This is a genomic window from Pseudomonas sp. IT-P294 (genome assembly GCF_949767865.1).
In the GTDB taxonomy this organism is placed as follows: domain Bacteria; phylum Pseudomonadota; class Gammaproteobacteria; order Pseudomonadales; family Pseudomonadaceae; genus Aquipseudomonas.
Genome location: NZ_CATKQW010000056.1, coordinates 56,127 through 77,041 on the forward strand (window position 1 = coordinate 56,127; position 20,915 = coordinate 77,041).

The 20,915-nt window shown below is 58.1% G+C and carries 18 protein-coding genes, 4 tRNA genes and 1 pseudogene; 10 read left to right on the forward strand and 13 right to left on the reverse strand.

The genetic code is table 11. The features are described from left to right. The first annotated feature begins 297 nt into the window (after positions 1–297). On the forward strand, positions 298–1,470 hold the full coding sequence (locus ACM6I0_RS26295; RefSeq protein ID WP_414923747.1) for a DUF2252 domain-containing protein: 1,173 nt from the start codon (positions 298–300) through the stop codon (positions 1,468–1,470). A gap of 38 nt (positions 1,471–1,508) precedes the next feature. Here the strand turns inward: ACM6I0_RS26295 and ACM6I0_RS26300 are convergent, their stop codons facing one another. Together ACM6I0_RS26300 and potE are read right to left on the reverse strand one after the other, a co-directional pair. Further along, positions 1,509–2,414 (reverse strand): amino acid ABC transporter substrate-binding protein, encoded by a 906-nt coding sequence (locus ACM6I0_RS26300; protein WP_414923641.1) that lies wholly within the window; start codon positions 2,412–2,414, stop codon positions 1,509–1,511. A 48-nt stretch (positions 2,415–2,462) separates the two neighbouring features. Beyond that, positions 2,463–3,803, reverse strand: a complete 1,341-nt coding sequence (gene potE / locus ACM6I0_RS26305) for a putrescine-ornithine antiporter (RefSeq protein WP_414923642.1) — start codon at positions 3,801–3,803, stop codon at positions 2,463–2,465. Positions 3,804–4,512: 709 nt separating this feature from the next. Between potE and ACM6I0_RS26310 the strand changes: the two genes are divergently transcribed. The 5 genes from ACM6I0_RS26310 to ACM6I0_RS26330 all read left to right on the forward strand — a co-directional run bounded on the left by ACM6I0_RS26310 (position 4,513) and on the right by ACM6I0_RS26330 (position 7,964). Beyond that, positions 4,513–5,139, forward strand: coding sequence for a DUF1780 domain-containing protein (locus ACM6I0_RS26310; RefSeq protein ID WP_003228301.1), 627 nt, complete (start codon positions 4,513–4,515; stop codon positions 5,137–5,139). Then, positions 5,136–5,663 carry an MOSC domain-containing protein gene (locus ACM6I0_RS26315; RefSeq protein WP_414923643.1) on the forward strand — a complete coding sequence of 176 codons (528 nt, stop codon included), beginning with the start codon at positions 5,136–5,138 and terminating at the stop codon, positions 5,661–5,663. The genes ACM6I0_RS26310 and ACM6I0_RS26315 overlap by 4 nt, the downstream gene beginning before the upstream one ends. A 51-nt stretch (positions 5,664–5,714) precedes the next feature. Next, positions 5,715–5,888: a DUF3094 family protein gene (locus ACM6I0_RS26320; RefSeq protein ID WP_090179818.1), complete on the forward strand. Its 174-nt coding sequence runs from the start codon at positions 5,715–5,717 to the stop codon at positions 5,886–5,888. Between the two features lie 60 nt (positions 5,889–5,948). Further along, positions 5,949–7,247, forward strand: coding sequence for an NAD(P)/FAD-dependent oxidoreductase (locus ACM6I0_RS26325; protein WP_090179815.1), 1,299 nt, complete (start codon positions 5,949–5,951; stop codon positions 7,245–7,247). A 318-nt stretch (positions 7,248–7,565) separates the two neighbouring features. Continuing rightward, on the forward strand, positions 7,566–7,964 hold the full coding sequence (locus ACM6I0_RS26330; protein WP_285432562.1) for an EF-hand domain-containing protein: 399 nt from the start codon (positions 7,566–7,568) through the stop codon (positions 7,962–7,964). 61 nt (positions 7,965–8,025) lie between these two features. On the opposite strand, the gene ACM6I0_RS26335 is transcribed toward ACM6I0_RS26330, so the two are convergent. From ACM6I0_RS26335 to rluD, 9 genes and pseudogenes are all read right to left on the reverse strand, one after another. Further along, the gene (locus tag ACM6I0_RS26335; RefSeq protein ID WP_414923748.1) at positions 8,026–8,889 is read right to left on the reverse strand and encodes a methyl-accepting chemotaxis protein; all 864 of its coding nucleotides are present in this window, start codon (positions 8,887–8,889) and stop codon (positions 8,026–8,028) included. Beyond that, positions 8,881–9,651: pseudogene (locus tag ACM6I0_RS26340) on the reverse strand (MCP four helix bundle domain-containing protein); the annotation flags it as partial. The pseudogene ACM6I0_RS26340 and the gene ACM6I0_RS26335, both read right to left, overlap by 9 nt. A gap of 153 nt (positions 9,652–9,804) precedes the next feature. After that, positions 9,805–9,881 (reverse strand) — tRNA-Pro (locus tag ACM6I0_RS26345). A gap of 95 nt (positions 9,882–9,976) precedes the next feature. Further along, positions 9,977–10,052 (reverse strand) — tRNA-Lys (locus ACM6I0_RS26350). 5 nt (positions 10,053–10,057) lie between these two features. Next, positions 10,058–10,134: transfer RNA gene (locus tag ACM6I0_RS26355), tRNA-Pro, on the reverse strand. A gap of 9 nt (positions 10,135–10,143) precedes the next feature. Beyond that, positions 10,144–10,219, reverse strand: a tRNA-Asn gene (locus tag ACM6I0_RS26360). 298 nt (positions 10,220–10,517) lie between these two features. Then, entirely contained in the window at positions 10,518–13,082 is a 2,565-nt protein-coding gene (clpB, locus tag ACM6I0_RS26365) for an ATP-dependent chaperone ClpB (protein ID WP_222588503.1), read from the reverse strand. Between the two features lie 131 nt (positions 13,083–13,213). Next, positions 13,214–13,939: a peptidoglycan editing factor PgeF gene (pgeF, locus tag ACM6I0_RS26370; protein ID WP_414923644.1), complete on the reverse strand. Its 726-nt coding sequence runs from the start codon at positions 13,937–13,939 to the stop codon at positions 13,214–13,216. Further along, entirely contained in the window at positions 13,936–14,898 is a 963-nt protein-coding gene (gene rluD / locus ACM6I0_RS26375) for a 23S rRNA pseudouridine(1911/1915/1917) synthase RluD (RefSeq protein ID WP_007942311.1), read from the reverse strand. Before rluD ends, pgeF begins: the two co-directional genes overlap by 4 nt. Before the next feature lie 151 nt (positions 14,899–15,049). Between rluD and ACM6I0_RS26380 the strand changes: the two genes are divergently transcribed. From ACM6I0_RS26380 to ACM6I0_RS26395, 4 genes are all read left to right on the forward strand, one after another. After that, entirely contained in the window at positions 15,050–16,072 is a 1,023-nt protein-coding gene (locus ACM6I0_RS26380; RefSeq protein WP_222588505.1) for an outer membrane protein assembly factor BamD, read from the forward strand. Between the two features lie 112 nt (positions 16,073–16,184). Then, complete coding sequence (locus ACM6I0_RS26385) at positions 16,185–16,418, forward strand: PP0621 family protein (RefSeq protein ID WP_285432557.1); 234 nt, start codon at positions 16,185–16,187, stop codon at positions 16,416–16,418. Then, positions 16,408–17,997, forward strand: a complete 1,590-nt coding sequence (locus ACM6I0_RS26390; protein WP_414923645.1) for a sensor histidine kinase — start codon at positions 16,408–16,410, stop codon at positions 17,995–17,997. Before ACM6I0_RS26385 ends, ACM6I0_RS26390 begins: the two co-directional genes overlap by 11 nt. After that, on the forward strand, positions 17,994–19,340 hold the full coding sequence (locus tag ACM6I0_RS26395) for a sigma-54-dependent transcriptional regulator (RefSeq protein WP_414923646.1): 1,347 nt from the start codon (positions 17,994–17,996) through the stop codon (positions 19,338–19,340). The genes ACM6I0_RS26390 and ACM6I0_RS26395 overlap by 4 nt, the downstream gene beginning before the upstream one ends. Before the next feature lie 6 nt (positions 19,341–19,346). Here the strand turns inward: ACM6I0_RS26395 and thiO are convergent, their stop codons facing one another. Both thiO and ACM6I0_RS26405 read right to left on the reverse strand, forming a co-directional pair. Next, positions 19,347–20,447: a glycine oxidase ThiO gene (gene thiO, locus ACM6I0_RS26400; RefSeq protein WP_414923647.1), complete on the reverse strand. Its 1,101-nt coding sequence runs from the start codon at positions 20,445–20,447 to the stop codon at positions 19,347–19,349. A gap of 53 nt (positions 20,448–20,500) precedes the next feature. After that, entirely contained in the window at positions 20,501–20,902 is a 402-nt protein-coding gene (locus ACM6I0_RS26405; protein ID WP_285432553.1) for a type IV pilin protein, read from the reverse strand. Between the last annotated feature and the right edge of the window lie 13 nt (positions 20,903–20,915).

Consider the following 20,915-nt stretch of genomic DNA (forward strand, 5'->3'; position numbering starts at 1 on the left):
TGACTGAAAAATGCCCGAACGCATTCGACTTCGTTGAGCAAAGGAGCGGATATGTCTCACAACCAAAAGGGTTCTGCCAAAGGTGCGGTAGAGAACGTCAAGGGAATGTGGGACGACGAGGTGTTTTTCCGCTCGCGCAAGGAACGCCTTGAAGCGGGCGAGCGTTTATCCAGGACCTGTCCACATGCGCTTCACGCAGTCTGGAAGCCGACACGCAAACACCGCGACCCCATTGATATTCTGGAAACGTCGAACCGATATCGATTGCCCAGCCTGATTCCTGTGCGCTTCGGGCGCATGCTACGCAGCCCATTCACCTTTCTGCGCGGCTCTGCGGGGGTCATGGCGTATGACCTGGCGACGACTCCAACCACGGGCGTTCGGGTACAAGCCTGCGGAGATTGCCATCTCTTGAACTTTGGACTGTTCGCAACTCCCGAACGTAATCTGATTTTTGATATCAACGATTTCGACGAAACGCTTCCTGCGCCTTGGGAGTGGGATATCAAACGCTTGGCGATCAGTTTTGCCGTGGCTGCCCGCGATCTCCAGATCAGTGACAAAGATGCCCAGGCAATCGCGATCGAGTGTGTCAGTGCTTACCGCAGGCGCCTGCGCAAACTGTCGAAGATGAGTCCGCTGGAGGTCTGGTATGACCGCCTCGATGCTCAAATGATCATCGACATGGCCCCCAATGACAAAATCAGAAAAAATAGAGAACAGCTGATCGCCAAAGCAAAAGTACGCATCGGCGATTACCTTTATCCGACCATCAGCAACGAAGTGGCAGGGCGTCGGCGGTTGGTCGATCAGCCACCGATACTGTTTCATGTGTATGAACATGACTTCGAACAGCGTGTGCGGCTGACGCTGCAGGACTATCGATTATCGCTACCCCTCGAACGGCGCGTGCTCCTGGATCGTTACCGACTCGAAGACTTTGTCGTCAAGGCCGTCGGGATCGGCAGCGTCGGCACCCACTGTTTTGTCGGACTGTTTTTTTCCGCAGAAAACCACCCGCTGCTTCTGCAATTCAAAGAAGCCAGTCCTTCGGTATTGGCCCCCTTCGCAGGCAAAAGCGACTTCGAGAATCAAGGTCAGCGTGTTGTTACCGGGCAACGGCTAATGCAGTCTGCCAGCGATATTTTCCTGGGCTGGGCGCAGGGAAAAAGTGGCCGGCATTTTTTCGTGCGCCAGTTGAGGGACATGAAAATGTCGGCCCCTATCGAGGGCGCATCGGTTGAACAAATGACGTTATACGCCGAGTTGTGCGGCCTCACCCTGGCCCGCGCCCATGCAAAATCCGGTGATTCAGCCCTCATTAGCGGCTATTTGGGAAAATCGGACACCTTCGACCTGGCCATTGGAAAATTTGCCATGAGCTATGCGGATCAAAATGCGAAAGACCATGCGTCACTGATCACCGCCGAAAAATCGGGGCGCATCAAAGCGCTTAGAGAAGAAGACTAATGACGGCGATCCAATCACCGCGCCCGCTAATTAAACGACTACGGAAGCGCATAAACCTTGAACAGTTTCTTGCCCAGATCGCCGATGCCGCCCAAGTATTTGTCATAGGCCTGTTCGATTTCGCCCGAGCGGTACATTTCACTCAGCGCAGTGTCGACCAGCAAGCGGAAGTTTTCATCGTTGCGATCCACCGCCATTGACGTCGGCGCGTACTCGAAAATGCGATCCAGCAACTTCAGATTCGCGGCGGCGTAATGGGTGGACAGGAGGTTTTTGAGCACCATGCGTTCAGCAAAGAACGCATCGGCTTTACCCTCGACGACCAACTTCATACCGGCGTCAGCGTTCTGAACCGTGACGAGTGTTGCCACCACACCGAGCAATTGCATTTGCTGACGAATCCACGCTTCAGTGACTCCTCCAGCTATCGTCGCGTAGGTTTGGTTGGACAGCCCACGATTGACCGTTGCGCGCCAGGTCGGCCCGGTATGAGCGACTTTGCCGTTGAGCACATTCATTAACGGCTCCGACGCATCCTCGCGCACCACGGCAGAGAGGCCGGCGGTGTAGACAGGCACCGAGAAGCTTACGATTTTGCGCTCTTGCAGGGTGGGCGGCGTCGGTGTGCAAAGGATGTCAACTTTGCCTGAACTGACGGCACTCATCTTCTCTGAGTCAGTGACAGCCTGATAACGTACTTGCAGCCCCTGCAAACCCAAATCGGCCTTGACCTTATCTGCAATTTTCAAACAAAGATCGATGGCATAACCCGTAGCTTTATCGCCTGCCTGGATGCTGAAAGGTGCGAAGTCAGGCAAGTAACCGAGGGTGAAGGTGTTGCTCGCCCGCACCCGTTCAAGGGTATTGGCACCGGCCATCAACGGCATCAGCCCAAGCAAGCCGACGAAGAAGAGGTGGATGGTTTTTATCAGTTTTACGTTCATGTCCCGGTTACCCGAATTCAGATGACTGTGCATGACTGAACACAACGACTAAGGATTATCGATCCTGGCTTGAACGGTTGAAGGCGCCTCGACAGAGCGCTTGGCGAGGAAGCCGTACAGCAAGTACCCGAACACAAGGACCAGGGCACCGCCGAATACCGCGTCTCTACCGCAGGCAAACAGGGCGTACAGAGAATAGGCCACGGCGATCAGCAAGAGCGTGGTGTTGCGCATGAAGACCCCCGCGCTGACGCGGGCCTTGTACATCATGACCAGCAACCCGGTAGCCGCCGTCACGTAGGGGATCAGGTTGGTCACCGCTGCGAGGCTGACGAGTTTTCCGAACTGGGCACTGGCATTGGGCGAGATGGTCGACAACGCCATCAGCGTTTGAAGCACACCGCAGACGAGCATGCCGACGATGGGGGCATCGAGGGAGGTCACTCTGCTGAAGAGTTTGGGGAACATGCCTTGGTCAGCCGTCATTTTGGCTGTTTGTGCCAAGGTGAACTGCCACCCCAGCAACGACCCCACACAGGCCATCACCGCCAACGCCATGATGATGTGACCGACCGCCGGATTGAACATGTGCGCGTAGACAAGCGCAAACGGTGCCGTCGAGTTGGCCAGCTCGGCGTTTGGAATGACACCCTGAATGACCGTCGTCGACAGCACATAGATGACTGCCGCACCCAGCGTGCCGAACAGACAGGCCAGCGGCACGGTGCGTTTGGGATCTTCCACGGCATCGGACGCTTGCGCCGCTGACTCCATGCCAAGGAATGCCCACAGGGTCAGGGGAATTGCCTTTCCGATGGCTTCGGAGATGGGCAGGTTGTTCGGGTTCCAGGCGGCAATCAGCAGTTCGGGCTTGAACCAGAACCAGCCGATGATGCTCAAGCCGGCCACCGGGATGATCACCCCCCACACGGTAATCGCGCCAATCTTGCCGGTGATGCCGGGGCCGCCAAAATTCGCCACGGTGGTCAGCCAAAGCAGGCCGACCGTACCGATGAACAACGGGATGGCACCGCTACCCAGCCAAGGCACGAACGATGTCATGTACCCGACTGCGGAGATAGCGACCGCGACGTTGGCGATGGCCAGCGAGAGAAAGTACAGGTACGAGCAAAGGAAGAACCCCGATTTGGCATGGGCTTCTTCGGTGTAGGCTGACAACCCGCCGGAGCGCGGACAGTAGATTCCGCACTGGGAAAAACAGTAGGCGATGGCCATGGAACCGATGGCGGTAACGATCCACGACAGAAGCGAAACCGCCCCGAGCTGGGCCATGCTCGTTGGCAACATGATGATGCCCGAGCCCATCATGTTCACCGTCACCAGTGTGGTGAGCCCCATGAGGCTCATTTTTTTGCTTGAGTCGGCCATCGGAAACTCCTTGATCTGCTCAACGGATTGACCCTCGCGTCCGGCGATACGCTAAGGAAAGTTAACAAGCTGGCCGTCTCAAAACCTTGAATCGATAACTGACAACATTAGCTATAGACATAACTGGGGCAGCGCGTTTCTTTTCTTCACTCCCTCGAGAAGAGTTGAGTATCACGCGTGAGAGCATTGCTTAAGGGGCGGAGTACATCGTGTTGATTCTGGGCTGGACTGTTTCAGATCTTTCTTTGCTAACAGAGAATAATCTCCAATCATATACAGGGCATGCGGCGCATTGATTCGCGAGTTCAATCGTTCGACAAAAGATTCAGCACCATCAAGACTGCGAAAACTTACGACCCACACATCCATGTGAACCCACCAGCGATTCAATGCGGGGTCCTTTTCAATAAAAATCTTCATTGAAGATGCTCCGAAAATACAAAAATGATGAGCCGGGTCATCCTTGGCTTTGTGAGTTAGCTGCAGATGAGCAAACTATTAAATTGCATCATTGCTTAGTTGGAATCGTGTCCTCAGTCATGCGGAAATCCATTGATAAAAATCAATAATTCCAGCGTAGCGACTCACAGCGCACTGCATAGCGAATGGCAAGCGTTCGCGCAAAAGCACGCGAAATCCCGGCAGACTTTTTTTCTTTCGCCACTGACTTTATTCCTTAGGGTCACATTTGAACGCTAAGCTTGGGCCTATGGATGACTCAGATTATTTACGCCTGCTGACCATCGCGGCCGAGCAAGCCAACGCCTTTCTGTCCAATGCCCGCAAATGGGAGCGTGAGCGTTGGGTCTGCCAGCGCCTGTTGCAAGGCCTGAACATTCCCTATCGCGCCGACGAATTCGCACCCGCCGGGGAACCGCCGGACGTACTGTTTCGCGACGCCAATTTCGAGGTGTTCTTCGTACTCGATGAAGGCCGGCGCCTCAACGATGAATGGCGCGACGAGCTGCAACGTCGACGCAGCGCGTTTTCCCTCAGTCAGTTGGTCCGGCGCGAGGCCAAGCCCCGGCGCATTCCAGCCAATGAATTCTTGCTCAGACTGGCGCCGACCTTGCGTAAAAAAGCGCACAACTACAAAGAACGCGGCATGGACCTGGGGGAACTGGACATCATCGCGTTCGCCAGCCTCAAGCGCGAAGTGCTGGATCTGAACAGCCATTTCCCGCCGCCCACCGAATACCTGCGCCAAGGCTGGCGTTCGTTGTCGCTGGTCGGTCCGACATTCGCCCGGGTGCTCTTCGCCCATCCGGACGCGCCGGATTTCCTGCGCAGCAACCTTGGTCGCAGCATTGTTTTCGATGTCGGGATCAGCCTGTGAGCCCATTGCAGGAACTGATCGCGCAAGTCCCGCAGATCGGCCGCGTACGCTGGATCGGCGTACGCCCGGAACCTCACGTACCGATGATCGAACTGGAAGCCGTGGAAGCGCGACTTGAGGCTGGCCTGACCGGTGATCGCGCACGGCCCGGCGTACGCAATGCGCGGCAGGTGACGCTGATTCAGTGGGAGCATCTGGCGGTGATCAGTTCGCTGATGGGCCGCCCGGACGATCAACCGGTGTTACCGAATGATTTGCGGCGCAACCTGGTTGTCAGCGGTATCAACCTGTTCAGCCTCAAGGGCCGACGCTTCAAAATCGGCCAGGCGATTTTCGAAACCACCGGTTGGTGCCAGCCTTGCGCACGCTTGCAAAACAACCTCGGGCCGGGGACTTTTCAGGCAGTTCGCGGACATGGCGGAATCACCGCTCGAGTGTTACAAAGTGGAATCATTCGCCTGGACGACACGGTGAGCGTCGAGCCTGTTCCGGACAGCGGCTATGCTCCGTTCAACGTTCGTTAAATCAGCCTGTAGCTTCCACACATTCAGCAACGTCTACCTGACGAGGCCTTTATGACCAGCCGCCTGAACCCCGACGACCAGAAGCATGTCGAAGAGTACCTGCACCTGTCCCAGCACCGAGTCGAGCGCCGGCCTTTCCGGCCGTGGATGCTCCTGGTGCTGGTGCTGGCAGTGACCATTGGTTTGGGCCTGTTGAGCCGACTTATCGGTTACCTGGCGCTATGAGCCGCATTGCGCTCGCGAGGGTAACTGCACCGATTTCCTTTAGCCTTGCGAGATATCCCCATGACTCATCGTATTGTCATCGTTGGCGGCGGCGCCGGCGGTCTGGAGTTGGCTACCCGTCTGGGTAAGACTCTGGGCAAGCGTGGCACGGCCAGTGTGATGCTGGTCGACGCGAACCTGACGCACATCTGGAAGCCGCTGTTGCACGAAGTGGCGGCCGGGTCGCTGAACTCTTCCGAAGACGAACTCAACTATGTTGCCCAAGCCAAATGGAACCACTTCGAGTTCCAGCTGGGGCGCATGAGCGGGCTTGATCGCGAACAGAAGAAAATCCAGTTGGCCGCCACCTACGACGAAGCCGGTGTGGAGCTGGTCCCGGCCCGTGAACTGGGTTACGACTCGCTGGTGATAGCCGTCGGCAGCACCACCAATGATTTCGGGACTCAGGGCGCAGCGCAACATTGCCTGTTCCTCGATACCCGCAAGCAGGCCGAGCGCTTCCACCAGCAATTGCTCAACCACTATCTGCGTGCCCATGCCGGGCAAACCGACAAGGTCGAGCAGATCAGCGTCGCCATCGTCGGCGCGGGTGCCACCGGCGTCGAACTGGCCGCCGAACTGCACAACGCCGCGCATGAACTGGCGGCTTACGGGCTCGACCGGATCAAACCGGAAAACATGCACATTACCCTGATCGAAGCCGGGCCTCGGGTATTGCCAGCCCTGCCGGAACGCATCGGCGGGCCGGTGCATAAAACCCTGGAGAAACTCGGGGTCAACGTCATGACCAATGCAGCGGTCAGCGAAGTCACGGCCGACAGCCTGATCACCGCCGATGGCAAAGTGATCAACGCCAGCCTGAAAGTCTGGGCCGCCGGGATTCGCGCACCGGGTTTCCTCAAGGACATCGATGGCCTGGAAACCAACCGCATCAATCAGCTGCAAGTGCTGCAGACCCTGCAAACCACCCGCGACGAGAACATCTTCGCCTTCGGTGACTGCGCGGCCTGCCCGCAACCGGGCAGCGATCGCAACGTGCCGCCCCGTGCCCAGGCTGCGCATCAGCAAGCTTCGTTGCTGGCCAAATCGCTGAAGCTGCGGATCGAAGGCAAGGCATTGCCGGAATACAAATACACCGACTACGGCTCGCTGATCTCGCTGTCACGTTTTTCGGCTGTGGGTAACTTGATGGGTAACCTGACCGGCAGCGTGATGCTGGAAGGTTGGCTGGCACGGATGTTTTACGTGTCGCTGTACCGCATGCACCAGATGGCGCTGTATGGCGCGTTTCGTACGGCGATGCTGATGCTGGGCAGCAAGATCGGGCGTGGGACAGAGCCGCGACTGAAGCTGCACTAACTCGGTCCAGTGTGGGAGCGAGCCTGCTCGCGATAGCGCAGTGACATTCAGCCTATCTGTTGAATGTTAGTGCCAATCGCGAGCAGGCTCACTCCTACAGTTGGTCTCTATTGATTTACAGATCTGTGTCTCACTGTATCTCCCCCCGCGTTTTCGACCCTTCGCTTACAAACTCCTCCCTTGCGCGACACAGTACCGATACACCCCGCCCGTTAAATGACCACATCCGAGCAAGGCAACCCAGCCAGCTACGGTTATCGCCGCCTGACGTGGCGTCCTTTATCGAACGGTTGTGTCGTGCAACCCAGGAGAGTTGAAATGTCCCGTACCACCAAAAACACTATTGGTCTGCTCGGCGCCGTCTTGGCCGGTGGCATGATGTTGACCGGCTCGGTTTTCGCTTCGCAGCCTCTGACTCAGGGTTACCTGCTGGCTTCGGCCGAACAGGTGGTGAAAACCCCTGAAGGCAAATGTGGTGAAGGCAAGTGTGGCGATGCGTCGATGGCCAAGACCGACACGGATGGCGACGGCAAAGTCTCTCGCGCCGAATTCCAGAAAGTCGCGCCGAACTCCAATTTCGACAAGATCGACACCAACCATGACGGCTTCATCGATGAGCAAGAGGCTTACAACAACGTGAAAGCCAACTTCGAAGCCAACGGCAAGAAAATGCCAAAAGGTCTGTTCGAGCACCTGAAAGACCAAGACGGCGCCTAAACGCCCAAAAACCAGGCCGCGCTTCTCCACCGAGAGGCGCGGCTTTTTTTGTCTGGCGGATTTACACCTGGAAGCGTTGCACCATCGTGCGCAACGAGTTGGCCAACCGTGAAAGCTCATGACTTGAAGCGTTGGTCTGGTCTGCCCCGGCGGCGGATCGTACCGACAGGTCACGGATGTTCACCAGGTTGCGATCGACTTCACGCGCCACTTGCGCCTGCTCTTCTGCGGCACTGGCTATGACCAGGTTGCGTTCGTGAATCTGGTGCACCGACGCAGTGATCGTCTGCAACGCCTCCCCTGCTCGCTCGGCCAGAGCCAGCGTGGCGGCTGCGCGCGAGGAACTGGCCTGCATCGAATCCAGCGCCTGGGTTGAACCGCTGCGCATGCCTTGGACCATTTGCTCGATTTCCTGGGTCGACTGCTGTGTGCGATAAGCCAGTGCGCGAACTTCGTCGGCGACCACCGCAAACCCCCGACCGCTTTCCCCGGCACGCGCCGCTTCGATCGCCGCGTTGAGCGCCAGCAAATTGGTTTGCTCGGCAATCGCCCGAATCACATCCAGTACCTTGCCAATGTCCTGGGATTGATTGGCAAGGGACTGAACCAACCCGCCGGTAACTTGCACATCACTGGCGAGGGCGCCGATGGCCGTCACCGTTTCGCTGACGCGCTCCTGGCCCGCATGCGCAGACTCGCTTGACTGGCGCGTGGCATCGGAAGTCGACACGGCATTGCGCGCGACCTCCTCCACCGCCGTGGTCATTTCATTGACGGCGGTGGCGGCTTGTTCGATCTCGTTGTTCTGCTGCTGCAGGTTTTGCGTGCTGTCGAGGGTGACCGCGTTCAACTCGTCGGCCGCCGTGGCCAATTGCGCCGCCGAGCCGCTGATACTTTGCAAGGTTTCACGCAGATTCTGTTGCATGGTCGCCAGAGCCTTGAGCAAGCGGCTCACTTCGTCATTGCCGTGGGTTTCGATGGGGCGAGTCAGATCGCCTCGGGCGACGTTCTCCGCGGCATTCAACGCGTCGCCCAAAGGCTTGACGATACTGCGCGTCAGTAGCATCGCCAGGCCGACGGTGGCCAGGGCTGCGAGGGCGATGAACAGGATGACGATCATTCGCGATGTTTCATAGTGCGCTGCGGAGTTCTGACTTTCGGCGGCGACCTGTTTGGCAAACAGGTCTGCCAGGTCATTGAGCTGTTTGCCGGAGCCATCGACCACGGTTTTCATGTCCACCAGCAACAATTTGGTCAGTTCGTCACGGCGCCCTTGTTCGGCCAGGGAGAATGATTGGGCGATACCGGCACGGTAGGCCGCGAACGTGGTTTTGAACTGGTCATACAGAGCCTTGCCTTCGGCGGTGTTGACCAACTGATCATAGGCGGCGATTTTTTCGCTCAGCTCCTTGTCCCGGGTATCCATCTGGCTGCGGTATTGAGCAATGTTCTTCGGGTCCTGATCCAGCGCCATTCGCAGGGAGATCGTGCGGATGCGCAGCATGATTTCGCGAATCTCGTCGCCACCGCGAATACTCGGCAGCCATTGCTTCTCCACCGCCACCTCGCTGCTGCGGATGCTCGACATCTGCCCCAGGGCGAAAACGCCGAGCAAGGCCACCAGCACGGCGATCAAGGCAAACCCCAAGGCTGCCCGAGGAGCAATATTCAACTGACGAAGCAACATGACGAACGCCCTTTTCTTGTAGTGGTCAGGATTGGGGGCGTCATTTGGCAGTACCCCGCAGCCTCGTTATCGGCAGGTTGTACGACGACTGAAGTGTTGTTTTTTCGAAGACAAAAAAAATCCCCGTATCTTTCGATACGAGGATTTTTAATATGGTCGGGGTAAGGGGATTCGAACTCCTGACATCCTGCTCCCAAAGCAGGCGCGCTACCGGACTGCGCTATACCCCGGTAAAAAAAAGGCACCTTTTAAAGGCGCCTTCTGCGAACAGAGCTTTTGGCGTCTGATCTTAAGATCTGATCCCAGCGTTAACTGGTTTCAAAAATGGTGGGTCGTGTGGGATTCGAACCTACGACCAATTGGTTAAAAGCCAACTGCTCTACCAACTGAGCTAACGACCCAAAAATGGTCGGGGTAAGGGGATTCGAACTCCTGACATCCTGCTCCCAAAGCAGGCGCGCTACCGGACTGCGCTATACCCCGGTTTGAAATTGGCTCCGTGACCAGGACTCGAACCTGGGACCCAATGATTAACAGTCATTTGCTCTACCGACTGAGCTATCACGGAACTACATATTTCAATTTACAACGGTGAAGCTAATTGCATCTCTTCGACTCGTTCGCATCGCTGCGTTCGTGTGTCTGAGGCGCGCTATTCTACAATCTTAAGCACCTCTGTCAACCCCCTAAATTGCATTCAAGTTAATGATTTGCAACTTATTTCAGATTCCTGCTTGGGGAGCAGAAACCCTTCCGGGTGACTTACTGCGGGGCGCACTTTACAAGCCTTTTCCTTTGAGTTCAACAACCTGACGAAAAAAAGGCCTCGCAATGCGAGGCCTCTCCACTTTTGCTGCCCACAAGGATCAGGCAAAGACGATTTCGTCGTTTTCCACTACACCTTTGGCAGTGTCGCCAGGCATGTACCGACCGGACAGAATCAGTTGTGCCAACGGGTTCTCGATCCAGCGCTGGATCGCACGTTTTAGCGGCCGTGCGCCATACACCGGGTCGTAACCCACCGCGATCAACTTATCCATCGCTTCTGGGCTGAGTTCCAGTTTCAGCTCACGCTCAGTCAGACGACTGCGCAGACGACCCAGCTGGATCTCGGTGATGCCCGCAATCTGATCCCGTGCCAATGGCTCGAAGATCACCACTTCGTCGACCCGGTTGATGAACTCCGGCCGGAAGTGTGTGGAGATGGCATCCATCACCGCCGCACGCTGCGCCTCGCGATCACCCACCAGTTCCTGGATCTGCACCGAGCCCAGGTTGGAGGTCATGACGATCACGGTGTTTTTGAAATCCACCGTGCGACCATGACTGTCGGTCAGACGGCCATCTTCAAGCACTTGCAGCAAGATGTTGAAGACGTCCGGGTGGGCCTTCTCGACCTCGTCCAGCAGGATCACCGAATAAGGCTTGCGACGCACCGCCTCGGTCAGGTAACCGCCCTCTTCATAGCCCACGTAGCCTGGTGGCGCACCGATCAGCCGAGCCACGGAATGTTTCTCCATGAACTCGGACATGTCGATCCGCACCATCGCCTCTTCAGTATCGAAGAGGAACTCGGCCAGCGCCTTGCACAGCTCGGTTTTACCAACACCGGTCGGGCCGAGGAACATGAACGAACCGCTCGGACGATTCGGGTCGGACAACCCGGCCCGCGAACGCCGCACCGCGTTGGAAACCGCTATCACCGCTTCGTCCTGGCCGATCACACGCTGGTGCAACAGGCTTTCCATCTTCATCAACTTGTCGCGCTCGCCTTCGAGCATTTTCGACACTGGAATACCGGTCCACTTCGACACGACTTCGGCGATTTCTTCCTCGGTCACCTTGCTGCGCAGCAACTGGTTTTCGCTTTTGCCATGCTGGTCGACCATTTGCAGGCTGCGCTCCAGGTCCGGGATCACCCCGTATTGCAGCTCGGCCATGCGGTTAAGGTCGCCTTTGCGGCGGGCAGTTTCCAGTTCCTGACGGGACTGTTCGATTTTCTGCTGGATCTGCGCAGAGCCCTGGACTTCAGCTTTTTCCGCGTTCCAGATTTCTTCGAGGTCCGAATACTCACGTTCATGACGAACGATTTCTTCCTGCAGTTTCTCCAGGCGTTTCTTCGCCGCGTCGTCGCTTTCTTTCTTCAGCGCCTGGGATTCGACCTTCAGCTGAATCAGGCGACGCTCAAGACGATCCAGCACTTCCGGCTTGGAGTCGATCTCCATGCGAATGCGGCTGGCAGCCTCGTCGATCAGGTCAATGGCCTTGTCCGGCAACTGACGGTCGGTGATGTAACGGTGGCTGAGCTTGGCCGCGGCGATGATCGCGCCGTCGGTAATCGCCACTTTGTGGTGAACCTCATAACGCTCTTTCAGGCCACGCAGAATGGCGATGGTGTCTTCTTCGCTCGGCTCGTCCACCAACACTTTCTGGAAGCGCCGCTCAAGGGCCGCATCCTTCTCTATATATTGGCGGTACTCGTTGAGCGTGGTCGCGCCGACGCAGTGCAACTCACCGCGAGCCAGTGCCGGCTTGAGCATGTTGCCGGCGTCCATCGAGCCTTCGCCTTTACCGGCGCCGACCATGGTGTGCAGTTCGTCGATGAACAGAATGATCTGCCCTTCCTGCTTCGACAGCTCATTGAGCAACGACTTCAGGCGTTCTTCGAACTCGCCGCGATACTTGGCGCCCGCGATCAGCGACCCCATGTCCAGGGACAGCAAGCGCTTGCCTTTAAGGCCGTCCGGCACTTCACCATTGATGATGCGCTGGGCCAGGCCTTCGGCGATGGCAGTTTTACCCACGCCAGGCTCACCGATCAGGACCGGGTTGTTCTTGGTGCGGCGTTGCAGAACCTGAATGGTCCGGCGAATTTCGTCGTCGCGGCCGATCACCGGATCAAGCTTGCCTTCTTCGGCACGCTTGGTCAGGTCGACGGTGTATTTATCCAGCGCCTGGCGCGACTCTTCGTGGTTGGCGTCATTAACCGCTTCGCCGCCACGCAGATTGGTAATCGCATTTTCGAGGGCTTTTTTACTGACGCCCTGACCGAGGAGCAATTTGCCGAGCTTGCTGTTCTCGTCCATTGCGGCGAGCAGCACCAGCTCGCTGGAAATGAACTGATCGCCTTTCTGCTGGGCCAACCGATCGGCCTGATTGAGCAGGCGCGCCAGATCCTGCGACATGTTTACGTCACCGGTCGGATTCTGGATTTTCGGTAGTTGGTCGAGCTCTTTGGTCAGCTCTTTACGCAAGCTGTTGACGTCGAAACCAACCTGCATCAGCAGAGGTTTGATCGAACCGCCCTGCTGTTCAAGCATGGCTTGCATCAAGTGCGCCGGCTCGATGCCGGGATGGTCGAGGCCGACAGCCAGCGATTGGGCGTCGGATAGGGCTAATTGCAACTTGCTGGTTAAACGGTCGATACGCATGGGTCACCTTCCTTTTGAGCAGGCCGGACCTAAGAAACCATCCTGAATGAAGAAACCTGCCAGATACCTCACTAGATGTGGTCGATTCTGGGAGATTCAAGCGGGGTGATGTTGATGCAGGTCAGCTAAGTCTAGCGGTCAAGCCAGATAAGGGAGGCAAACCGACCAGTGCGAAGACTGCGGCGGTAAGAAAAGAAGCGTGGGTCGGTCACGGTACAGAAACCGCCACCATAGACAGCGGTAACGCCGCGAGCGGCCAGGCGAAGACGCGCCAGCTCATAGATGTCAGCCATGAATTTGCCAGCATTCTGGCTCGGCACGAAAGCCTTGGCGGCTTCGGGCAGTTGCTCGATGAAGGTTTCGCGAACTTCCGGACCGACCTCAAAGGCTTGCGGGCCGATGGCCGGGCCCAGCCAGACCAGCACTTCATCTGACGGTACCGCCAGACTGTCAAGGGTCGCTTCCAGAATACCCGCCGCCAACCCGCGCCAACCGGCGTGGGCTGCTGCCACGCGAGTCCCGGCTCGGTCGCAAAACAGTGCCGGAAGGCAATCGGCGGTCATTGCCGTGCAGGCAATGCCGGGCGTTGCTGTCCAACTGGCGTCAGCGGTCACCACCCGGCCTGGGTCAGCAGGTGCCACGACAACGCCGTGAACCTGTTGCAACCAGGCCGGTTGAATAGAGAAATGATCGGTGAGGCGACGGCGGTTTTCGGCGACAGCTTCGGGATTGTCGTCGACGTGATCGCCGAGGTTGAGGCTGTCGAACGGCGCCAGACTGACGCCGCCCGCACGGGTGGTCACACAGGCTTTCACCCCGGCAGGCGCAGGCCAGTCGGGAATCAGCCAGTCACTCATCCGATGAACGCCTCGCGGTCTTGCTTGAGCAGTGTCAGCAACCAGACGAAATCGTCCGGCAACGGCGATTCCCAGCTCATGCGTTTACCGGTGGTCGGATGATCCAGCTCCAGGAACCGCGCATGCAGTGCCTGACGCGGGAACGCCTTCAACGATTCGACCATGGTCACACTGGCTGCCGGCGGAATGCGGAAGCGACCGCCGTAGGCAGGGTCTCCGACCAACGGATAGTTGATGTGTGCCATGTGCACGCGAATCTGGTGCGTACGACCGGTTTCCAGCTTCACCCGCACATGCGTGTGGGAGCGGAAACGCTCGAGCACGCGGTAGTGGCTGACGGCTTGCTTGCCGCCTTCCATCACCGCCATGCGTTGGCGTTGCTGGCCGTGACGACCGATCGGCGCGTTGATCTTGCCACCTGCGGTCACCACACCGATCACGATGCATTCGTAGATCCGGCTTACGCTGCGGCTCTGCAATTGCGTGACAAGCTGTGTCTGCGCCTGAATGGTCTTGGCTACCACCATCAGACCAGTGGTGTCCTTGTCCAGGCGATGCACGATACCGGCGCGGGGCACATTGATAATGTCCGGCACGTGGTGCAGCAAAGCGTTGAGCAAAGTGCCATCAGCGTGACCGGCAGCCGGATGCACCACCAGGCCCGCAGGCTTGTTGATCACCAGGATGTCGTCGTCTTCATAGACGATGTCCAGCTCGATGTCCTGAGCGATCCATTCGCCCTGAGCTTCCTGCTCGGCAGTCAGTTCAAGAATGGCGCCACCGTGAACGATGTCTCGCGGGCGGATTACCGCCCCATCCACAGTCAGGCGGCCGTCTTTGATCCAGGCGGAAAGGCGCGAGCGCGAGTGCTCAGCGAATAATTGTGCGGCGACTTGATCGAGGCGTTGGCCGCCCAATTCGGACGGCACCTCTGCGCGAAGTTCAATTTTATCGGACATGCTCAGACTAGGCGTCGGCACAGCCTTTGGTTTCGGCTGCGCGCTTGTGGTTAAATACGGCGTCTTTTGCCCCGAGGCTATTCAACGGGGCACTCATCATAACAGGACGGCCCCGCCCAAGACAGCGGCCGTCATAGGGACGCAAGCCGCCATGCAAGTGAAACACCTGCTGCTGATCGCCATCCTCGCATTGACCGCTGCTTGCTCATCGAAGGAAGTCGTAGACGAAAACCTGAGCGAGGTCGAGCTGTACCAGCAGGCTCAGCACGATCTGGACAACAACAGCTACACCGCCGCCACAGCCAAGCTGAAGGCGCTGGAGTCGCGTTATCCATTTGGTCGCTACGCCGATCAGGCTCAACTCGAGCTCATTTACGCCAACTACAAGAACACCGAGCCTGAAGCGGCGAAGTCTGCTGCCGAGCGATTCATTCGTCTGCACCCACAGCATCCAAACGTGGATTACGCCTACTACCTCAAGGGCCTGACTTCCTTTGATCAGGACGTCGGCCTGCTGGCGCGCTTCCTGCCACTGGACATGACCAAGCGTGACCCGGGTGCCGCTCGCGACTCCTACAACGAGTTCGCCCAGCTCACCAGCCGCTTCCCGAACAGCCGCTACTCGCCGGATGCCAAGCAGCGCATGATCTACCTGCGCAACCTGCTGGCCTCCTACGAAATTCACGTTGCCGACTACTACCTGACCCGTCAGGCCTACGTCGCCGCCGCGAACCGTGGTCGTTACGTGGTGGAAAACTTTCAGGAAACCCCTTCGGTCGGTGACGGCCTGGCGGTCATGACTGAAGCCTACCAGCGTCTGCACCTGGACGACCTGGCAGCCACCAGCCTGCAAACCCTGAAGCTCAACTACCCGAACCACCCAAGCCTGGTGGACGGTGAGTTCAAGCCGTCGGTCGCAGAAGCCGACAACCGGTCCTGGCTGAGCAAGGCCACTTTGGGCCTGATCGACTCCCGTCCGCCGCTGCCGCCGGGCGAAACCCGCGCCAACCAGGACGTGCAGAAGCAATTCCAGGATGCCAAGGACGCGATTCCGAGCGAGCTCAAGCCTAAAAATGAAAAAGGCGACGTGATCGAAGAAGAGGAACACGACTCCGAAGCCAACAACAGCGACCGCTCGTGGTTCAGCTACATGACTTTCGGCGTGTTCGACTGACACATCGGGTTGTGCAAAAAGGGAGACTCTTGAGTCTCCCTTTTTTATTACGCTGTGCGACTGCCATGTCCTTGGCTAAACTGGCTAATCACTCGCCATAAAGCAGCTCGCCATGCTTCGTTTATTGTTCTGGATCGCCCTGATTGCCGCCGCGGTATGGTTCTGGCGCAAGTTCAAGGGAGCGACTTCCGCCCCCAGGTCCTCCGCCGAGCTGGAAGCAGCACCCATGGTCCGATGTGCGCATTGCGGCGTGCATCTGCCCCGTGATCGTGCATTGAGCCTTCAACAACAGTGGTATTGCAGCCAGGCTCACCTTGAGCAAGGCCCGGGCCCCAGTGCTCGCTGAGACGTCCAGTCCCGGCAGCAAACAGGCCCTGCGACTGCTGCGCCTTTACCATCTCTACCGATTAAGCGTCGGCATCACGTTGGTGTTGCTGATTTCCAGCAACATGGACAACCAGTTGCTGGCCTTCGCCAAGAATGACTTGCTGCGCAGTGGCAGCTGGTTGTACCTGGTGCTGAATATCTTGCTGGTGGTGTTCTGGGAGAACACCCGGCGACCGGCACAGCTTTTCACCCTGGCATGGGTCGATGTCCTGATGCTGTGCGGATTGTTCTATGCCGCTGGCGGTGTCGGCAGCGCCATCGGCAACCTGCTGATCGTGTCGGTGGCCATCAGCAATACGCTGTTGCGCGGGCGCATCGGCCTGTTGATAGCCGCCGTCGCGTCCCTTGGCATCGTCGGTTTCAGTTTTCTCCTGAGCTTCAGCCAACCGACCAGCCCTGGCGATTACCTGCAAGTGGGCACGCTCGGTGCGTTGTGTTTTGCCGCGGCACTACTGGTGCAAGGCCTGACCCGACGCCTGGAAGTCAGTGAAAACCTTGCCCAGCAGCGAGCCAGTGAAGTGGTTGGTCTCGAAGCGCTCAACGCATTGATCCTGCAACGCATGCGCACCGGCATTCTGGTGCTGGACGACCAACGCCGGGTACAGCTGGCCAATCACAGCGCGCTGACCTTGCTGGGGCAGAAAAACCTCGACGGAGAGTTGATCGACGACTACTCGCCGACTTTGGTCGAGCGCCTTCAGCTATGGCTCAACAATCCGACGTTGCGACCGCAAAGCCTGAAGATCACCAGCAGCAGCCTGGAGTTGCAACCCAGCTTCATTGCCCTGGACCAAAGCCCGAACCATCGAACCCTGGTATTTCTCGAAGACCTCGCCCAGATCTCGCAACAGGCACAGCAACTGAAACTCGCGGCCCTTGGCCGTCTGACCGCCGGTATCGCCCATGAAATCCGTAACCCGTTGGGTGCCATCAGTCATGCTGCGCAATTGCTGCGCGAGTCTGAGGAACTGAACAGCGCGGACCGGCGTCTGACGCAAATCATCCAAGACCACTCTCAGCGAATGAATCGGGTTATCGAAAACGTCCTGCAATTGTCCCGCCGCCAGCAAGCCGTGCCACAAAGGCTCGATCTGAAGCCGTGGCTGGAGCACTTCGTCGCCGAAACCCGCGAAAGAGCCAACGAGCGCCAGCACATCCATCTGCACATCGGCGCGGGCGACTTCAACACCCTGATGGACCCCAATCAACTGACCCAGATTCTCGACAATCTGTTGCGCAATGCCTGGCGCCACAGTGCCGTGAATCATGACCAGGCGCAGGTCTGGCTCGAGTTGTTCGTCGACGCCGACAGCCAGCTACCCGTGCTCGAAGTCGTGGACGACGGCCCCGGCGTGGCGCCGGATCAACAGACGCATTTGTTCGAACCGTTCTTCACCACCAGCAGCCAGGGTACTGGCCTGGGGCTTTATCTGTCCCGTGAGCTGTGCGAAAGCAACCAGGCCCGCCTAGACTTCAAACCACGCCAAGGCGGCGGCTGCTTTCGCATCACTTTTGCTCACGGACGGAAACAAAGTTGAACATCAGCCCACGGCCGAAAGTCCTGATCGTCGACGACGAACCGGATATCCGCGAACTCCTGGAAATCACCCTGGGACGGATGAAACTCGATACCTTCAGTGCCCGTAACCTTGGCGAAGCCCAAGCCTTACTGGCGCGGGAGGCATTTGATCTGTGCCTGACCGACATGCGCCTGCCCGATGGCACCGGCCTTGAGCTGGTGCATTTCATCCAGCAGCGTTACACACACGTACCGGTGGCAATGATCACCGCCTATGGCAGCCTGGAAACGGCAATCAACGCGCTCAAGGCAGGTGCGTTCGACTTTCTGACCAAACCGGTAGACCTGACCCGCCTGCGCGAACTGGTCAGCAGTGCCTTGCGATTGTCGGCGGCGGGCGGTGCCAGTACAGCCATTGATCGCCGACTCTTGGGTGACTCATTGCCCATGCGCAACCTGCGCAAACAAATCGACAAACTCGCTCGCAGCCAGGCGCCCGTGTACATCAGCGGTGAATCCGGCAGCGGCAAGGAACTGGTCGCACGGCTGATTCATGAACAAGGCCCGCGAGCCAATCAGCCCTTCGTTGCAGTGAACTGCGGGGCCATTCCTTCGGAGCTGATGGAAAGCGAATTCTTCGGCCATCGCAAAGGCAGCTTTAGCGGCGCCATCGAAGACAAACCCGGGTTATTTCATGCCGCCAATAGCGGCACTCTGTTCCTTGATGAAGTCGCTGATTTGCCGTTGGCCATGCAGGTCAAACTGCTTCGAGCCATACAGGAAAAAGCCGTTCGCAGCGTCGGTGGGCAACAGGAAACCGTCGTCGATGTGCGCATCCTGTGCGCTACCCACAAAGACCTCGATGCCGAAGTCGCCGCCGAACGCTTTCGCCAGGACTTGTACTACCGGCTGAACGTGATCGAGCTACGCGTGCCGCCTTTGCGCGAACGCCGAGACGATATCGAGCTGTTGGCCAGCCATGTGCTCAAGCGTCTGGCCGCCGGCAGTGGTCACCCTGCCGTAAAACTCCACTCGCTCGCCTTGGACGCGCTCAAAGGCTACCGTTTTCCGGGCAACGTGCGTGAGTTGGAGAACGTGCTGGAGCGGGCTCACACCCTTTGCGAGAACCAGCAGATCGAAGCCAGCGACTTGCGCCTCGCCGACGGTAACTGCACCGCAGAGACCGGCGCGCCAGACCTGACGCAGATCGATAACCTGGAAGACTATCTGGAAAACGTTGAACGCAAACTCATCCTCCAGGCGCTGGAGGAAACCCGCTGGAACCGCACGGCGGCGGCTCAGCGGTTGAATTTGTCATTCCGGTCGATGCGCTACAGGCTGAAAAAACTGGGCCTGGATTGAGGGCGACTAAATCCGTCCCTCGGGAGCATACGGCGCCGGATCAATGATCGGCGCCCTGCCCAGCATTACATCGGCAAACAATTGACACGACGCCGGCGCCAGCACCAACCCGTTTCGGTAATGCCCACAATTGAGCCACAACCCTTCGAACCCTGGCACTCGGCCAATGTACGGAATGCCCTCCGGCGAACCCGGTCGCAATCCGGCCCAGTGCCCGACTACTTCGGCATCCGCCAGCGCAGGAATCAACTCCACCGCCGACGCCTTCAAGCTTTCCAGCGCGACGTCGGTCGGTGTCTTGTCGAAGCCTTCATGCTCCAGCGTACTGCCAATCAGAATGTGCCCATCGCGCCGCGGAATCGCATAACGGCCCTTGGCCAGGACCATGCTCGGCAGGAAGTCCGCCGCGCATTTATACAAAATCATCTGCCCCTTCACCGGTTCAACCGGCAGTTCCAGCCCCAGTTTTTTGAGCAAGTCACCGCTCCAGGCACCGGCGGTCAGAACCACCTCGTCGCCATGAACAGCACCTGCCGAGGTCTGCACGCCAACAACTTTATCGCCTTCACGGATGAACCCGCTGACTTCGCACTGCTCATGAATCGTCACGTTCGGCAGCGCCAGCAGGGCGGCCTTCAGCGACTTCACCAACCGGGGATTGCGCACGTTGGCCACGTCGGCCATGTAGATCGCCCGAGAAAAACCGGGACCCAATACCGGCACGGCATCATGGGCTGCCGAGATATCCACAGCCCGCAGCGGACGGTTTTCCCGCTGGGCCCAGGCCAGCGCTTCGGCCTCGTCATCCAGATCCAGCCAGTACAGGCCGGTGGTATGCACTTCAGGATCAACCCCGGTCGCTGCAAACAACCGCTCACCGAGCTGTGGATAAAAATCCTGCGACCAATGCGCCAGCGCGGTGACGGCCGGGCTGTAGCGCCATGGATAGAGTGGCGAAACAATTCCGCCACCGGCCCATGACGATTCCTGTCCCACGCTCGAACGATCCAGCAGCACAACATGTTGCACTTCGGACGCGAGATTGAATGCCGTCAGCAGCCCGATCACGCCGCCGCCGACAATCACCACTTGTTGTTGCCTGCTCATGTTCTGATCCAACCATTAAAAAGACAGAGGGCGCAAAAGACGCCCTGAAAAATTCAGCGGCCCCAGCAATCCTTGGTGGTCAGCCCGGCGGTTGCATTGACCATGCTTCTGACGCCGGTGTTGGTGAGGGTGAAATCCCCACACTTGTCGGTCGCCATCGCAGTGCCCGTCTTGCGCGCAGCCGTCAGCAGGAAAGTCTGATCGGTCAGCGTCGGGGTGATGGTGTAGAAGTCATTGCCGACGCTCAGCCCGGTGATACCGGTGTAGACATTGTTCTTCGAGTAGAAACGCTCAAGGATCTGCGCCTGTTCGGAAAGCAGCCCGGCCACTTCGGTACGGCGGCCTTTTTTCACGTACTCGGTGAGGCTCGGGGCGGCAATGGTCATGACGATGCCGATGATCGCAATCACGATCATGATTTCGATCAGGGTGAAACCTCGGTTGGATCTGCGCATTCCTCAACTCTCG

Excerpts from the sequence above, each read along its gene's own strand:
- ACM6I0_RS26295 (WP_414923747.1), top strand. The coding sequence starts at position 298 with ATGCTACGCAGCCCATTCACCTTTCTGCGCGGCTCTGCGGGGGTCATG.
- ACM6I0_RS26300 (WP_414923641.1), bottom strand. The coding sequence starts at position 2,414 with ATGAACGTAAAACTGATAAAAACCATCCACCTCTTCTTCGTCGGCTTG.
- potE (WP_414923642.1), bottom strand. The coding sequence starts at position 3,803 with ATGGCCGACTCAAGCAAAAAAATGAGCCTCATGGGGCTCACCACACTG.
- ACM6I0_RS26310 (WP_003228301.1), top strand. The coding sequence starts at position 4,513 with ATGGATGACTCAGATTATTTACGCCTGCTGACCATCGCGGCCGAGCAA.
- ACM6I0_RS26320 (WP_090179818.1), top strand. The coding sequence starts at position 5,715 with ATGACCAGCCGCCTGAACCCCGACGACCAGAAGCATGTCGAAGAGTAC.
- ACM6I0_RS26325 (WP_090179815.1), top strand. The coding sequence starts at position 5,949 with ATGACTCATCGTATTGTCATCGTTGGCGGCGGCGCCGGCGGTCTGGAG.
- ACM6I0_RS26330 (WP_285432562.1), top strand. The coding sequence starts at position 7,566 with ATGTCCCGTACCACCAAAAACACTATTGGTCTGCTCGGCGCCGTCTTG.
- ACM6I0_RS26335 (WP_414923748.1), bottom strand. The coding sequence starts at position 8,889 with ATGCAACAGAATCTGCGTGAAACCTTGCAAAGTATCAGCGGCTCGGCG.
- clpB (WP_222588503.1), bottom strand. The coding sequence starts at position 13,082 with ATGCGTATCGACCGTTTAACCAGCAAGTTGCAATTAGCCCTATCCGAC.
- pgeF (WP_414923644.1), bottom strand. The coding sequence starts at position 13,939 with ATGAGTGACTGGCTGATTCCCGACTGGCCTGCGCCTGCCGGGGTGAAA.
- rluD (WP_007942311.1), bottom strand. The coding sequence starts at position 14,898 with ATGTCCGATAAAATTGAACTTCGCGCAGAGGTGCCGTCCGAATTGGGC.
- ACM6I0_RS26380 (WP_222588505.1), top strand. The coding sequence starts at position 15,050 with ATGCAAGTGAAACACCTGCTGCTGATCGCCATCCTCGCATTGACCGCT.
- ACM6I0_RS26385 (WP_285432557.1), top strand. The coding sequence starts at position 16,185 with ATGCTTCGTTTATTGTTCTGGATCGCCCTGATTGCCGCCGCGGTATGG.
- thiO (WP_414923647.1), bottom strand. The coding sequence starts at position 20,447 with ATGAGCAGGCAACAACAAGTGGTGATTGTCGGCGGCGGCGTGATCGGG.
- ACM6I0_RS26405 (WP_285432553.1), bottom strand. The coding sequence starts at position 20,902 with ATGCGCAGATCCAACCGAGGTTTCACCCTGATCGAAATCATGATCGTG.